At 34.8% G+C, this 14,280-nt stretch carries 15 protein-coding genes and 1 pseudogene; 11 read left to right on the forward strand and 5 right to left on the reverse strand.

What is annotated here, in order from left to right:
* Nucleotides 1-11: 11 nt before the first annotated feature.
* The 5 genes and pseudogenes from AAGD50_RS03180 to AAGD50_RS03200 form a co-directional block, all read right to left on the reverse strand.
* Nucleotides 12-500, reverse strand: a complete 489-nt coding sequence (locus AAGD50_RS03180) for a hypothetical protein (RefSeq protein ID WP_341810136.1) — start codon at nucleotides 498-500, stop codon at nucleotides 12-14.
* 245 nt (nucleotides 501-745) lie between these two features.
* A complete protein-coding gene (locus AAGD50_RS03185; protein WP_230609053.1) occupies nucleotides 746-1,528 on the reverse strand; it encodes an Rpn family recombination-promoting nuclease/putative transposase in 783 nt (260 codons plus the stop codon).
* The gene (gene ltrA / locus AAGD50_RS03190; protein ID WP_341809996.1) at nucleotides 1,525-3,072 is read right to left on the reverse strand and encodes a group II intron reverse transcriptase/maturase; all 1,548 of its coding nucleotides are present in this window, start codon (nucleotides 3,070-3,072) and stop codon (nucleotides 1,525-1,527) included. Before ltrA ends, AAGD50_RS03185 begins: the two co-directional genes overlap by 4 nt.
* An 8-nt stretch (nucleotides 3,073-3,080) precedes the next feature.
* Nucleotides 3,081-3,347 carry a hypothetical protein gene (locus AAGD50_RS03195; protein WP_338482311.1) on the reverse strand — a complete coding sequence of 89 codons (267 nt, stop codon included), beginning with the start codon at nucleotides 3,345-3,347 and terminating at the stop codon, nucleotides 3,081-3,083.
* A 359-nt stretch (nucleotides 3,348-3,706) separates the two neighbouring features.
* Nucleotides 3,707-3,952: pseudogene (locus AAGD50_RS03200) on the reverse strand (PD-(D/E)XK nuclease family transposase); the annotation flags it as partial.
* A gap of 580 nt (nucleotides 3,953-4,532) precedes the next feature.
* On the opposite strand from AAGD50_RS03200, the gene AAGD50_RS03205 reads away from it, so the two are divergent.
* The 11 genes from AAGD50_RS03205 (at nucleotide 4,533) to AAGD50_RS03250 (ending at nucleotide 14,276) form a co-directional block, all read left to right on the forward strand.
* Nucleotides 4,533-4,886 carry a transposase gene (locus AAGD50_RS03205; protein ID WP_253303621.1) on the forward strand — a complete coding sequence of 118 codons (354 nt, stop codon included), beginning with the start codon at nucleotides 4,533-4,535 and terminating at the stop codon, nucleotides 4,884-4,886.
* Between the two features lie 79 nt (nucleotides 4,887-4,965).
* Nucleotides 4,966-5,181 (forward strand): IS3 family transposase, encoded by a 216-nt coding sequence (locus AAGD50_RS06805; protein ID WP_245836010.1) that lies wholly within the window; start codon nucleotides 4,966-4,968, stop codon nucleotides 5,179-5,181.
* A gap of 84 nt (nucleotides 5,182-5,265) precedes the next feature.
* Nucleotides 5,266-5,430 carry a DDE-type integrase/transposase/recombinase gene (locus AAGD50_RS03210; RefSeq protein WP_156768661.1) on the forward strand — a complete coding sequence of 55 codons (165 nt, stop codon included), beginning with the start codon at nucleotides 5,266-5,268 and terminating at the stop codon, nucleotides 5,428-5,430.
* Nucleotides 5,420-5,584, forward strand: coding sequence for an IS3 family transposase (locus AAGD50_RS03215; RefSeq protein ID WP_264724206.1), 165 nt, complete (start codon nucleotides 5,420-5,422; stop codon nucleotides 5,582-5,584). Before AAGD50_RS03210 ends, AAGD50_RS03215 begins: the two co-directional genes overlap by 11 nt.
* A 562-nt stretch (nucleotides 5,585-6,146) precedes the next feature.
* Nucleotides 6,147-6,284 carry a hypothetical protein gene (locus tag AAGD50_RS03220; protein ID WP_174515962.1) on the forward strand — a complete coding sequence of 46 codons (138 nt, stop codon included), beginning with the start codon at nucleotides 6,147-6,149 and terminating at the stop codon, nucleotides 6,282-6,284.
* A gap of 674 nt (nucleotides 6,285-6,958) precedes the next feature.
* Nucleotides 6,959-7,723 (forward strand): cytochrome c oxidase subunit II, encoded by a 765-nt coding sequence (coxB, locus tag AAGD50_RS03225; RefSeq protein WP_010962498.1) that lies wholly within the window; start codon nucleotides 6,959-6,961, stop codon nucleotides 7,721-7,723.
* A 15-nt stretch (nucleotides 7,724-7,738) separates the two neighbouring features.
* Nucleotides 7,739-9,289 carry a cytochrome c oxidase subunit I gene (ctaD, locus tag AAGD50_RS03230; protein ID WP_264724205.1) on the forward strand — a complete coding sequence of 517 codons (1,551 nt, stop codon included), beginning with the start codon at nucleotides 7,739-7,741 and terminating at the stop codon, nucleotides 9,287-9,289.
* Nucleotide 9,290: 1 nt separating this feature from the next.
* Nucleotides 9,291-10,184 (forward strand): heme o synthase, encoded by an 894-nt coding sequence (locus AAGD50_RS03235; protein ID WP_265041208.1) that lies wholly within the window; start codon nucleotides 9,291-9,293, stop codon nucleotides 10,182-10,184.
* 169 nt (nucleotides 10,185-10,353) lie between these two features.
* Nucleotides 10,354-10,791, forward strand: a complete 438-nt coding sequence (gene rnhA / locus AAGD50_RS03240; RefSeq protein ID WP_151807582.1) for a ribonuclease HI — start codon at nucleotides 10,354-10,356, stop codon at nucleotides 10,789-10,791.
* Entirely contained in the window at nucleotides 10,784-13,897 is a 3,114-nt protein-coding gene (locus AAGD50_RS03245) for a DUF3971 domain-containing protein (RefSeq protein WP_264724203.1), read from the forward strand. Before rnhA ends, AAGD50_RS03245 begins: the two co-directional genes overlap by 8 nt.
* Nucleotides 13,898-14,132: 235 nt before the next feature.
* Nucleotides 14,133-14,276: a hypothetical protein gene (locus tag AAGD50_RS03250; RefSeq protein WP_264705617.1), complete on the forward strand. Its 144-nt coding sequence runs from the start codon at nucleotides 14,133-14,135 to the stop codon at nucleotides 14,274-14,276.
* The last annotated feature ends 4 nt before the right edge of the window (nucleotides 14,277-14,280 follow it).

The following is a 14,280-nucleotide window of genomic DNA, read 5'->3' on the forward strand; positions in this document are numbered from 1 at the left end:
TTCACTGTGATTTACATGCCTATCAGTGCTATGCAACAAAGCCATACTGGATCTCGCCTCTTCATAGATAATAGCAGAATGTTTCTTACATATTGATCACTTATCGGATTACCTTGACTATCTATCTCTTCTGGAGTAAATTGACCCTTAGAGAATGCAAGCTGTTTATTGAAAAAATCACCTATCTTATCCATTATACAATACCTAGATGCCATATCATACCTTGGCAGTGGGTTATCTATTCCACCTATTTTCTCTTCAGTCAATTTCTGACCTAAAAAAACATTATTTAACCTTGTATCCGACCAACAATTTTCATCTTGGAATATATTGTACAAAAACTGCAGCTTATCATCCTTAAAGGATTGCACATACTCCATATAGTTTTCTACCCATCTCTTGATAGCTAATTTCTTTTCAGCAACATTTGGATCTGTACGTTGAATAGAATCTTGCAATTTTTCAAGTACTCTAGCATGACGATCTGTCCATCTTGGCATTCTACCTCCTATATAAAAATATTTACTGCATTATGCAAAAGTTAGAATCAAATATCAACAATAAAATTATCAAGGATAAAAAAATTTTATGAAAAACATTTTCTATATTTAGGCATTCTATGTTTGACTGATACGTAGAATTAGTGAGAGAATCAAATAGGCCAGTAGCAAGAATAGTGGAAGAGTTAGATATAGGCTTTAATATATTAGACTAATGGATAAGGGCTCTAAAGGAGTTACAATACTTAGGCTTTTTCCTTAAGTTTTGAAATTTCAACTTTAGGAAGACCGGTAGATTCAGCTATTAAGTCAACAGATACACCTGCTTTAAGTAGGTTTTTTGCAACTTCAATTTCTCTTTCTTTTCTGCCTTTTTCCTGGCCGATTTGGATGCCTCTTTCTTCTCCAACCCTAAGACCTTCATCAAATTTTTGAGCTAAAGCAGCTATTTCATCCATTATACGTTTTTTCATTTGTTCATATGCTAGTAATTCTTCTTCTGACCAGTTAAACTTATTCATCTCTTCATAAGCTCGTTTTATTATTACATCACTACCAACTATCTTATCTAGATCCTCTTCCCTTGTTTCTCCTGCATATCGAAAAAAATAACACCATTTCTCTACTATATTTTCTAGTTGATCTTCCTTTGTTTTTGTAAATTTTGGTAATTCTATGAATACGAAGTAAAAATCCTTTAAGTCATGTTCAAAGCTATTTTGATCTAAAATGACATGATTAGATTTGTACTCAGCTTTGTCTGGAAAAATAATACAATCAGCAACAGCAATAAAGATAATTTCCTTGAGGTTATGATAGTCATCACCTTGATCAGCTTGACTTGAATAGGCTTTAGCAGCATAATATTGAGCACGCTTTTCGAAGCCCTTGGTCTTAGTGAACTGGTCAGGTAAGGAAGCAGTATTACTACTACCCCCTCCCTTAGAAACGCAGCATGCAGGTTTCCCAACACTACGCTTGAGCCCCTTATCTAAGTTCTTCTTTTCTAGAACCGGCTTGTCCTTCATGATTCCTCAGGAAACATCATTCTTAATGGTGACACCAACAGTAGAGAACCTTCTCTTGAGAAAGAGCTTGCTAACATTCTTGTTCGTTTCACTCTCTCATCAAAATACTTTTTCCATTTTAAGTCAAGGGGATTTGCATCCGCTCTGATTTTAACATGTCGTCTGATAGGTATATCAATCAGCTTAAGCAGTCTTAAATACCGTATCTCTTTTGGTTTGTTCTTGCATAGGGGTGCAGCAAAAACCCATTGGCGTTGACCCATTACTTTGAAGTAACGATTCTTTATCCAACGTAATCCTTTACGAGGATGTCTTTTCTTTGCCCATTTCCATAAACTATGCCAAATTTCATTGTCGATCTTTCTAAACGCTTTTTTAGCACACACATGGTGATAGTAATTTCCCCATCCTCTCAGTAGAGAGTTGAGTGACTTAATTACTATAGCCTGAGTGTTCGCTATATTTGCTTTTATCAATGTACGTGCTTTATTAAGAAGTCTTTTAATACTTTCTTTCGAAGGTTTAATAATTAACTTCTTATTATATCTACGTACATTACAACCAAGAAAGTCAAACCCTGTTGTGATAGATGTAATCTTTGTCTTCTCTTCTGACAGAATTAAACCTCGCTCATGAAGAAAAGATGATACTGAAGGCTTAACTTCCTTTTCCAGTACTTCATGTGTGAAATCTGAAATAATAAAGTCGTCTGCGTATCTGATTACATTCACTCCACTTCTGATTTTGTTTCTTTTTCTACTGCCGAGTTTACCAAATCGACTTTCCAATAACTTTTCAAGTCCGTTTAAGGCTAAATTGGCTAGTATTGGAGAAATTATACCACCTTGCGGGGTACCTGCAGTTGTGGGATACAGAGTTTTTGATTCTAGGAAGCCAGCTTTTAACCAACTATGCAGAATTTTTTTCTCCATAGGAATATGCTTCATAAGCCATTCATGATTAATGTTGTCAAAGCATCCTTTGATATCACCTTCAAGTATCCATTGTAGTTGATTACGACTTGCCAGTAACAAATGACAAGCTACTGTAGCATCTGCACAGGATCTTTTAGGTCTAAAGCCATAGGAGTGACGATCACTGATCGTTTCAGCTATCGGTTCCAGAGCAAACAGATATAATGCTTGCATGGCTCTATCTTTTATCGTGGGTATTCCAAGAGGTCTTCTTTTGCCATTAGATTTACTGATATAAATCCGTTTTAGCGGAGAAGGTTTATATCCTCTTTGCTTTAACTGCTTTATTCCTTGAAATTTAGCATTGCAAGTTGACCATAGTTGACGATCTACACCCGCTGTGTTTTTTCCTTGGTTTTCAGTTACTCTCTTAACAGCCAAAGCTTTTCCGCTAAAAGAGCGTGTGAGAAGATGTTGTAAAGTTTTTACCTTACCCCATCTTCCTTCTTGGACAGCCTTAACAATACGTCTTTGTAGCCTCACAATAACTTTCTGGCATTTCTTCCATGGCAACTGCTTCCATGCTTCAAAGCTTTTGGTAGATGCACTTACAGGTTTACTTGTAATCATCTGCTTTCCTACCTTAAGTGGTTAACAAAGTTTCTTGTCACGAGGGACCAAACGGAAGTCTGCTCGTTTTCACGCGAATTAATGTTACAAATTCTATCCATTTCGTTACAAAATGGCATTCGCTTTCTCCATTCTCCTTTACCTGCACTTCCATCAGCATTCCTTGCGGTTTGCTTGCCATGTAGGCGAAAATACAGGCTTACCCTGTTTCTCCAGTCATACAATAGTGGGTTAGGTGGCTTCTCTATACCGGTGGAGTTATTATTTGCGTACATCTAGAAATGAAAAAATGTAACTTATCCACATTACCTTTTGGTCAGAGCTTATCAGCATCTTTAGCTCTTTCATCGTATCGGTACTTATAAAGCTTCACTTACGTTCACCATACCACTAGCCTAGCCCTCCAACCACATGATGCTTGCAGTTTATGCCCCTCTCACGATTGAGCATCTTCTTTTTCAAGAGGAGGTTCATTGTCCGCATCGCTTGGCACCAACCGGTTGCCCGATTCGCACTGATGCGTAGACTCAGACGGCAAAACATCTGGTTTAATAAGTTTTAGAATCCTTTCAGTTTCTTTCTGAATGAATTCCTCTCCTTTTAAACAATATGACCGAAGACTTTCAGGTCGCACCATTTCGCAAATGTATTGAGCACCTGTAGAATCTCTACAGAGAACATCAACAATACTTTGCTTTTTAGCGGCGATATCGGGGTCTTGAATAGTACTTAAAAACTCTATATCCTTTATTTCATTTTTACCAGTAAAGCCAAGAATATCATTGAGGAAGTGAATAAGGATATCTCTATTTTTTTCAGTACCGAAGATACGCTTAAACGATACATCATTTTTGGGATCAAGAAACTTAGAAAAAGTCATAAGAAAGAACCTTAAAAAGCATTAATAATTATACACAATTCTGAAGAAATGTTCAAGTTTTTTATTTTTTTAAGTTTTGAATGCGTTGATGAAAAAAATGTCTCCCATAGATGGCTTTAGAATGCTACTACGCACCTTAGACGTCCTTTTGTACATCTTTTATTGACCCTTCTATAAAGCGCCTTAAAAGGCTGGCAAATGGATGCTATGAGTTTGGAGCTGTAGGAGACATCAAAGATACCCTTTTTGGTGTATAAAAATACGAATCTACGACAACATCGTTTAAAGAAATTAGCAGCTATTAATATCTTCTACCTTTTCATAAAAAAATAAACAAAAAAAAATTGAAAATTTGATTTGACTTCACCCAAAAGCTATGGCTTTATGCCAATACTGCTAAGAAAATAACAGTAAACATTTAAAAATAATTTATTATTAGTGAAGGGTATATTATATGAACAATAAGAATAAAAGTAAAGATCGTAAAAAAGAAATAGAGTTCCGAATTGACCTTACCCAGAAAAAGTGGAGAGAAAGAAAGGAGTTTTTTCGGGTAAAATAAAATTTTGGAGGATTAGAAATGGCAAGAGAATATACGGCAGAATTCAAATTGGAAGCTGTTAAGCTGGCAAATGAACAAAGAAAGGTAGGTCAACCAGTTGCAAAAGTAGCAAGAGATCTAGGAATAAGGGATAGTGTATTAGGAAAATGGATGAAGAAATATAACGAAAAAAAGTCAGCGGCAAATGCATTTCCAGGTAGAGGTAACATGGCTCCTTACGACAAAGAGAGGTTTGATTTACAAAGCAAGAGTAACAAGGGAAAGAGACATTTAAAAAAAAGCCCTGGCCAGTCAAAAAGAGTAAAATATTTTTTTATAAAAGAGCATAGTAACTGCTATAAAGTACAGGAATTATGTAGGATTTTCTGCTAGTGGCTACTATAAGTGGACTACAAGGAAAATAAGCAGTAGAGAATCAGCAAATAAAGAGTTATTAGCAGATATTCAAAAAATATATCAAGCTTCTAAATGTAGATATGGAGCTCCTAAAATTCATGCTGAATTGAAGGCTTTGGGTAAAAGTTGCAACTTAAAAACAGTGCAAAGTATTATGCAGAAAAATGGTATTCAGGCTATATTGAGAAGAAAATTTAAAATTAAGAAACAACAAACGGACAGTAGCTCCCAATATATTAGACCAAAACTTTATTGTCGATCAACCAAATAAAGTATGGGATTACTTATATAAAAACCAAAGAAGGATGGCTATATTTGGCAACAATAATCGATCTATATTCACGCATGGTAGTTAATGAGCAGTTCAATAAATAAACAATTGGTTATGGACTCTTTATTAATGGCCGTTAACAAGCGTAAACCTGCCAAAAATCTACTATTACATAGTGATCAAGGTTCACAATATACTTCGCAAGGTTATCAATATCTCTTATCCATAAAAAACATAGATGAGTCATAAAGGTTGTTGTTACGACAATTCTGTTGTGGAAAGCTTCTTCAGTTCTCTAAAAAGGGAGTTACCAATGGACACCTCTCGGCACTCTAAACAGCATATCAAAACTGCTATATTTGAATATATAGAAATTTTTTATAACAAACAACGTCACTATTAACTATTGCATTCCAGAACAATTTGATGGATCATTCTTTTTGTAAAAAACATTCCAAACTTTCTCTCCACTTTTTCTGGGTAAGGTCATCATAGCATTAGTTAGATGCATTAGAATTGATCATGATGATGTACATATAATGTTTAGGTTTCAAGAACTTGCTCTGGAAATGCAAAAAAAAATGTTCAACATTATGTCGCGAGTCAAACTTAGGGTATTTGGCGTCTCATGTTTAATTTTTCGCACTACGTGCATCGCATGTCTTTAAAAATTTCTGGGTTTTTACCTATATAAGCCGAAACGCGCTTATAAAGCGTTACAAGACATCAAAAAATGCCAATACTCGACAGAGATAGTAAAAGACTAGCTAACTCGGGGATTCTTTGTCTTTTTTTCTGCTTAGTAAATTTCTTAAACATTTGCAGCGTAGGTTAGTTGCAATTAAAAGCAGCTGAATTTCGCTTGTCAAGCGTTTAAAACATAAAAAACGCCAATATTTTAAAGCGGATAATAACCCCAGGGCTTCTTTTGCCTTTTTTTTTATTTGGTAAATTTCTTAATGTTTATGGCTAAACGACAATCGTCATCCCGCTACTTGTTAGCGGGATCTAGAGATACCGCGAATGAATCGCGGTATGACGGTTTGTGGCGGCATGACGATAAGGTTTATACCTTGTCATCCCAGTGCTTGACACTGGGATGACAGCTAGCCTGACAATCGTCATCCCGCTACGTGTTAGCGGGATCTATGCTTTGAGATACTGCGAATGAATCGCGGTATGATGGTTAAGTAAGGGATCTATGCTAAGAGATGCCAAAGACCTTCATGAAACTTTGCCCATTTGGCTTCTCTAAAGATTTCGTTTACAGAATCTAGTAACTCAGCTATGCAGAATAAAAAAAGTTTGTATGGTATACAAATAGTGTGTTTTTTTTATAATTATTTTCTATAATACATAAACCTTTGGTCCAAGCTGTAAATGCCACCATAGGCATTAAAAGTTAATTAACAAACTGCAATGTATAATGAAATAAAGAAACTTGTAAGACTTTGATCTTACAGATTATAAACTTGTCATAAAGTTTAATAGTGTCTGTTACTGCTTTTAGGTGTGAGGCTAGAGGGTTATTAGCAGTAACAGACACTATTAAACTTATTATAGAATTTACTTAAAGTAAATACTTAATTTAAAATATTATAATATTTTTACTTACAATAGATTTATGTAAATGCTTTTTTCCTCAATTAGTATTGTACTATTATACTTGTTGAATGCTAAAAAATTATTAACCATCACTAATCTCTATTTGCATAGTAAGTTTATATATACTATTATACAGTATATCACTTAGTTTTATAGCAAACAAACAAAAGATATGGTGAAGTTATTTGCACTATTGATAATATTTTACTCAAATATATCTGTTGCCTCTGCTCCTACTTCCTGGCAATTTGGATTTCCTGCTCCTGCAACTGAAGTAATGGAGGCTGTAGTTAGGTCACATTCGTTTGTGATGCTTGTGATGGTTACAATAATGCTTTTTGTGTGGGCGCTGCTTGCTTATATAGCGTTTCGCTTTCGTAAAAGCAAAGTAACAAACATAAGTAAAACTACCCATAGTGTTCCTTTAGAAATTATTTGGTTTGTTATACCAACTATCATTGTTGGAATATTAGCCTTTGAAAACGCTAAATTACTGAAGCTACAGGAAGAAATACCGAAAGCTGACATAACACTAAAAGTTATTGGCCATCAATGGTATTGGAGCTACCAATATCCAGAATATCAAGGTGTGTCATTTGATAGTTATATTAAGGGAAAAGAAGACTTTATCGAAGGAGATTTAAAGCTATTCTCTGTTGATAACAACATCATTTTACCCGTTAATACTAACGTTCGTTTACAAGTTACAGCAGGAGATGTGATACACAGTTGGGGAGTACCGGCTTTTGGTGTAAAAATTGATGCGATACCAGGTAGGCTGAATGAGGCGTGGTTTAATATCAAAAAGCCTGGTGTTTATTATGGGCAGTGCTACGAATTGTGTGGTCAAGGCCATGGATTTATGCCAATTGTTGTTGAAGCAGTAAGCAAAGAAGATTTTAATAAGTGGATTGAAAATAGAAAATTAGTGAGTTAAATTTGGAGTATAGATATGAGTGACGTACCAAAGGGCATAAAGCGTTGGTTGTTTTCCACTAATCATAAAGACATAGGGACACTGTACATTATTTTTTCCATATTAGCTGGAATTATTGGTGGATTATTATCGGTGATTATTCGCACTCAGCTAATGCACATTAATATACTTAACAATAATTATCAATTATATAACGTAATGGTTACAGGGCATGCGTTGATAATGGTGTTTTTTATGATAATGCCAGCCCTCATGGGAGGATTTGGTAACTGGTTTGTACCTCTCATGATTGGCGCACCAGATATGGCATTTCCTCGTATGAATAATTTAAGTTTTTGGTTGTTAGTGTCATCTTTTATTTTGCTCATTCTTTCAGCATTTGCTGGCGAAGGTGCAGGTACGGGTTGGACTTTATATCCACCTTTATCACAGGTAATGTCCCATCCAAGTGCAGGAGTTGACCTTGCTATACTTGCACTCCACGTTGCTGGTATGTCGTCAATTGTTGGGGCGATCAACTTTATAGTTACTATATTTAACATGCGCGCAAAAGGAATGTCATTAACTAAGATGCCACTGTTTGTTTGGTCTGTCTTGCTAACAGCATTTATGTTGATTGTTGCCTTACCAGTACTTGCCGGTGCTATAACTATGCTTCTTACTGATCGCAATGTTGGTACTTCCTTTTTTGATCCTGCCGGTGGTGGTGACCCTGTGTTATTTCAACATTTATTTTGGTTTTTTGGTCATCCAGAAGTTTACGTAATTATTTTTCCTGCATTTGGCATCATAAGTCAGGTTGTATCAACTTTTTCTCACAGACCTGTATTTGGTTACATAGGGATGGTTTATGCAATGATAGGTATAGCAGTATTTGGCTTTATGGTTTGGGCTCACCATATGTTCACTGTTGGGCTTAGTGCTGACGCTGCTGCATTTTTTAGCACTACCACAATTTTTATCGGTGTTATAACTGGTGTAAAAGTCTTTAGCTGGATTGCAACTATGTGGGGTGGAGCAATTGAGTTTAAGACCCCTATGCTATTTGCACTAGGTTTTATTTTCATGTTTGTTGGCGGTGGCATAACGGGAATAATTCTTTCTCATGGTGGAATAGATAAGCTCTTGCACGACACCTATTATGTTGTTGCTCACTTCCATTATGTCATGTCACTTGCTGCATTATTTGGAGCTTTTGCTGGCTTTTATTATTGGATTGGTAAAATGTCGGGTAAACAATATAATGAGCGCTTAGGTCAAATCCACTTTTGGCTTACTTTTATTAGCACCAATATCACTTTTTTACCTCAACATTTCTTAGGATTAGCTGGTATGCCAAGGCGTATACCTGATTATCCTGATGCGTTTATCCCTTGGAATTATATATCCTCAATTGGTTCGTATATGTCCTTTGTTTCAGTTATGTTTTTTGTGTTTATAGTTATACATCTTTTTAAATGGGGCAAGAAAGCTGGAGATAATCCTTGGGGAGGTGACACCTTGGAATGGACGGTATCTTCACCACCGCCTTTTCATACTTTCGAAAAACCACCAGTGGTAAAATAGAATGTACACAAGTGTTTTGCTAAATGTTGAATCAACAATACTGGATTTTTGGCGTTTGCTGAAGCCAAGGATAATGTATCTTGTGGTATTTACTGCAGTTGCTGGTATGGTTACTGCACCAGGTAGTATGCACCCTTTTCTAGCACTAATATCTCTTATATGTGTTGCTCTTGGCTCAGGATCTGCAGGTGCTATAAATATGTGGTATGACAGAGACATAGATCTGCTCATGGAAAGGACAAAAAACCGCCCTATACCCTCAGGTAGAGTTTCTGCAGAAAGTGCGCTTGAATTTGGTATAACTCTTGGAATATTGTCAGTATTTATCATGGCAATAGCAGTAAACTATATTTCTGCTGCTTTGCTTGCTGTTAGCATATTATTTTACGTTTTCATATATACAATTTGGCTAAAAAGGCGTACTCCGCAGAATATCGTTATCGGTGGTGCAGCAGGTGCTTTCCCTCCAATGATTGGCTGGGCAGTTGTGACTAATTCTGTAAGTTGGGAAAGTTTCATTTTATTTTTAGTAATTTTTATGTGGACTCCACCACACTTTTGGGCCCTATCTTTAAATAAGTCTGAAGACTATGCAAAGGCATCAATTCCAATGTTCAATATTGTTTATGGTCCGGAAAAAACAAGAAAATATATATTAATTTATAGTGTTTTGCTGGTGCTAACTAGCTTGCTTCCGGCTCTATTTTTGAAAAAGGCTTTACTTTATCTAAGCATGGCAACCTTTGAAGGTTGCGTTTTTATTTGGTACGCTGTATCTGTTATGAAGTTCAAGAATCACAGCTCACAGAAAAAAATGTTTTCTTATTCAATTTCTTATCTATTTTCCCTATTCGCCAGTATTATTTTTTGTTCTATTGATTTATTTTATTTATGAAAGAACGGCAGAAGCATAAAAACTATTTTTTACTTTTCCTTTTGGTAATGCTCGTTGTCACACTTTTTTTTGTTTCTATAATAAAATTTAAAGGTGCAGCTTAAACTACCTTTAGAAATTGTGCTTTCATAAAAGCAACTATATACTTTGTTAACCGATATAAACAAAGATGAGTAAAAAAGAAGTGACAATATATACGGATGGGGCGTGTTCTGGTAATCCTGGAGCGGGAGGATGGGCAGCTATCATATTATTTCAAGATTACAGAAAAGACATTTATGGTAGAGAAGAAAATACCACAAACAATAAAATGGAGTTAACAGCGGTGATCAATGGGCTGAAAGTATTGAAATTTTCTTGTAATATTAATTTATATACGGATAGTCTTTATGTTAAGCATGGCATAACAGAATGGATAAATAAGTGGAAAATGAATGGCTGGAAAACAAGTAATAAAAAATCAGTAAAAAATATGGAATTGTGGAAAGAGCTAGACAACGTTGCTTCACAACACGAAATTGATTGGAAGTGGGTTAAAGCACACAGTGGCGATAAATATAATGAGGAGGCTGATAGTTTAGCAAGAAAAGCAATAATCGATGCTTAAAAAAATTACTATATTATTTTCCGTAGCTTTATTATTCATATTGTGCTTCTTTATTTTTTTTAAGCCTTTAGAAATCAATATTAATTATATTGATTTTTATGTTAAACATAAAATATCAAAAATATTTGTTGGCTCAAGCGTTAATATGGAGAATACCTCAGTTGTTTGGCAGAAAGATGGCAAAGATCCGTATTTAGTCATTACGGATTTGGCAATAGCAAACCCTAATTTTACTATAAAAGTTCCTGAGCTTTTTGTACATTTTAAGTTAAGTTCCTTATTTAAAGCTAGCACAAATCTCTCTCAGGTTTCAGCTGATAATGTGCATGTATGTATCAAGAGAGAAGAAACTAATGTTAATCCGCAAAACTCATTAGACCTTTTGGATAATCATTATTTAAGTAGTAACCGCCTTCCTTCGGTGTCATTCCAGCGCGTGACGCTGGAATCTAGAAAAAAAGAAACAAGTAGTCAAGCTACTTGGATGACAAGGACGAGTGCTGGGATGACAGGAAAAAAAGATACTGGGATGACAGGGAAGAATTTCAAGATGACAGAAAGTAGTGCAAAAAATCTATTAAAAACAATAAGGGAATTTTTTTTTGACTTAAATGCGGATTCAAAAATTGAATTTACTAACATCGCTATTGATAAAAGCACAGAAGATGAATTTTTTATTGATAAATTATATATAGGGAAGGGGGAAGATTTTAATGTTTTAGATATTCATGTGAATACAAAAGATGGAAAGGGATTTTTGGATGATTTATCAATTACGATAAAAAATCGCAACAATTTGCTAAATGTGTACGGGACATTTTATGATCTAAAATTGGGACTATTGAGCAAGTTTTCTACATTAGTTAAAAGCTACAATTTGGACAAAAATATAGGATTCAAAGGAAGCTTCTCAGTGAAAATTAATAAAAAGGATGAAATTGTAGATGGAAATATATACGTATTAAATACAGAAAATTATTTGAACAAAAATTTGGCCTTAACTAATGTAAATATAAATTTAACATATAGTAGTGGAATTATTAGTGTAAAAAACTTCCATTTTAAGTTAAATGACACGTATCTCTCTTTAATAGGCAAAATGAACTTTGGTACAAGTCATGCTTTGCTTAGAATTAATATTAGTAAGTTTGCTGCAAAGGATTTATGTACTTATATACCAGATAGTGTAGTAAATAGTAAATTTAAAAGCTGGTATTGTAATAATATTGATGGGGATGTTTTAAATACCATTGTAAGTTTCAATGGCAAATTGGTTGATGACGATCTGTCAGACATTGTAATTGTTGCTGATATAGAAAACGGTAGCGTAAAATTTGATGAAGATTTTGAGCAAGTAAAGGAATTAAAGGGTGATTTGATCATCAAGAATAACGATCTTGAAATTACTGTAAATAGCGCTAAGTTTCAGAATTTCACTGTTAATGGTGGTGATATTGAAATGAAATCTCTAAATAAGGAAGATTCAGTTCTAACCATTAATGGCAAAGCTGTAAGTGATGCGTATGGTTTATATGAGCCTATAAGATTTAAGCTGGATGATGTGGTGAAGGTTGAAAGGGATAAAGTAAGTGGAATGGCAAAATCCGTATTTAATTTTCGCATTTTTAATCTAAATGCTGATGACAAAAAAGTAGACTTCTCAGCAAATTTTCATTCTGAAATTGACAATTTGGCCGTCTATAATGCAAGTCTTGGTAAATATGATATTAAGCTTAGTTTTGGCAGTGACTTTATAGATTTAAATGGTAGTGGTATGGTGAATAACACACAGCTATTATTTGACCTGAAAAGTAGCAATAGGAATGAAAGTTTCGCCTGGAATTTGACCGGAGATTTACCCGCTCAAATATTTAATTTTGATAGTGGCTATGTCAGTGCAAATTTAGAGTCAGTGATAAATCAAGATAAGACGGGGTATGTTAATGGTGATATAGATTTATCAGAATTTGAATCACATTCAAGCTACTTAGGGTGGAAAAATCGCTTTGAAGATCACAATAAAATTTTGTTTTCTACAAGGTTAAAAGGAGCAGGTGAATTGTTAGTAGATAAATTAGACATTGTAGGAAATGACCTAGATATAAAATTCAGCGGAAGAGTAGAAAATGGAAATTTATATTTAAATTCTAGTAGCTTTAAATTGCCTGATAATGATTTTAGTATAGAAATTGAATCAGGTAAGGAGAAAAATGCCATAACTATTTATGGTGAGGAAATTAACTTAAGTGATATTTTAGGCTTGCTTGGCAAAAACAGTAATGGATTAAATAAAGATATAGAGATTAGTATGAATGTTGACAATGTAATTATGAAAGAAGGCATCGTTATCAAAAATGCTAAGCTGAATGTAACCTGTACTAAAGGTAATTGCAATGGAAGTCAATTTACAGGGCAGTTTCTGGAAGATAGCAGCAACATACTAGCAGAATACAGTGGAATAGGGCTCGAAATATATGCGGATAATTCAGGTATGCTTTTGCGTTCCTTAGGCATTAGTAAATCAATTAAAAACGGCAAATTGTCTTTTTATCTCTCTCCTCAGAGAGAAAGTGGAGAACATTATGGTACGTTATCCATTAGCAATTTCTACATCAAAGATGCTCCACTACTTACTACTTTATTGTCGATGTCTTCATTGCCTGGCATTGTAAATGCCATAAAAAATGAAGGTGTATACTTTTACAAATGTAATGCACCTTTTTCATACAAAGATGGCACTATTGAAATTGAAGAATCTTGGCTTGAAGGGGCGGAGTTAGGTATTAGCACTGGTGGTAAGCTCGATATTAAAGATTATAAATTCCAGGTTGCAGGACAAGTAATACCAGCATATTCAATTAATAAATCTTTGTTAAAAATTCCTATAATTGGAAAACTTCTTACTGGTGGGAAAAGTAGGGGAATCGTTTCAATAGACTATAAAGCAAGTGGTGATGACAAAAACAATAACGTATCTGTTGATCTTATCTCTTCGCTAACTCCAAACCTATTAAAGAGGTTATTGGGAGTGTTTGATCGCATTATGACAAAAACTAACGAAAGTGGCTTAAAAGGTGGTGTGAAAAAGAAATTTGGTTCGATATGACCAAAAGGGAAGTTATTTAACAAAATTATGGACAAAAATGCAAGAATTTCAGAATGATCTACCTGGTTTTTTATTTAGTTGTTTAAGTAATACCACTCCCTTTAACCTCTCTATATTTGCTGAACAACTAAAAAGGGTAGGGGGGTGGTTGTAAATTGTATCTGTTCAGCAGAGTGGCAAAATAAGGTAGACGAGAAAGGACAACTATAGGAACAAATGGGTGTCATGCCAGTGCGTGACACTGGTTTCCATCCAAAAGGGTGTCATTCCAGTGTCAGCTACTTTCATGACATCGTTTACTATGTGCCATATTGTAATGTTCGTACAGTTGTGGAATGAATCGCGGTATGACGTGTTGCTTGGGTCAGCTATAGTATAAATAT

It is taken from the genome of Wolbachia endosymbiont (group A) of Apotomis capreana (assembly GCF_964027025.1).
Taxonomy (GTDB): Bacteria; Pseudomonadota; Alphaproteobacteria; order Rickettsiales; family Anaplasmataceae; genus Wolbachia; species Wolbachia pipientis.

What these genes read in the sequence shown, in the direction of transcription:
- AAGD50_RS03180 (WP_341810136.1), bottom strand. Translation starts at nt 500, where the DNA reads ATGCCAAGATGGACAGATCGTCATGCTAGAGTACTTGAAAAATTGCAA.
- AAGD50_RS03185 (WP_230609053.1), bottom strand. Translation starts at nt 1,528, where the DNA reads ATGAAGGACAAGCCGGTTCTAGAAAAGAAGAACTTAGATAAGGGGCTC.
- ltrA (WP_341809996.1), bottom strand. Translation starts at nt 3,072, where the DNA reads ATGATTACAAGTAAACCTGTAAGTGCATCTACCAAAAGCTTTGAAGCA.
- AAGD50_RS03195 (WP_338482311.1), bottom strand. Translation starts at nt 3,347, where the DNA reads ATGTACGCAAATAATAACTCCACCGGTATAGAGAAGCCACCTAACCCA.
- AAGD50_RS03205 (WP_253303621.1), top strand. Translation starts at nt 4,533, where the DNA reads ATGGCAAGAGAATATACGGCAGAATTCAAATTGGAAGCTGTTAAGCTG.
- AAGD50_RS03210 (WP_156768661.1), top strand. Translation starts at nt 5,266, where the DNA reads ATGAGCAGTTCAATAAATAAACAATTGGTTATGGACTCTTTATTAATG.
- AAGD50_RS03215 (WP_264724206.1), top strand. Translation starts at nt 5,420, where the DNA reads ATGAGTCATAAAGGTTGTTGTTACGACAATTCTGTTGTGGAAAGCTTC.
- AAGD50_RS03220 (WP_174515962.1), top strand. Translation starts at nt 6,147, where the DNA reads ATGGCTAAACGACAATCGTCATCCCGCTACTTGTTAGCGGGATCTAGA.
- coxB (WP_010962498.1), top strand. Translation starts at nt 6,959, where the DNA reads ATGGTGAAGTTATTTGCACTATTGATAATATTTTACTCAAATATATCT.
- ctaD (WP_264724205.1), top strand. Translation starts at nt 7,739, where the DNA reads ATGAGTGACGTACCAAAGGGCATAAAGCGTTGGTTGTTTTCCACTAAT.
- AAGD50_RS03235 (WP_265041208.1), top strand. Translation starts at nt 9,291, where the DNA reads ATGTACACAAGTGTTTTGCTAAATGTTGAATCAACAATACTGGATTTT.
- rnhA (WP_151807582.1), top strand. Translation starts at nt 10,354, where the DNA reads ATGAGTAAAAAAGAAGTGACAATATATACGGATGGGGCGTGTTCTGGT.
- AAGD50_RS03245 (WP_264724203.1), top strand. Translation starts at nt 10,784, where the DNA reads ATGCTTAAAAAAATTACTATATTATTTTCCGTAGCTTTATTATTCATA.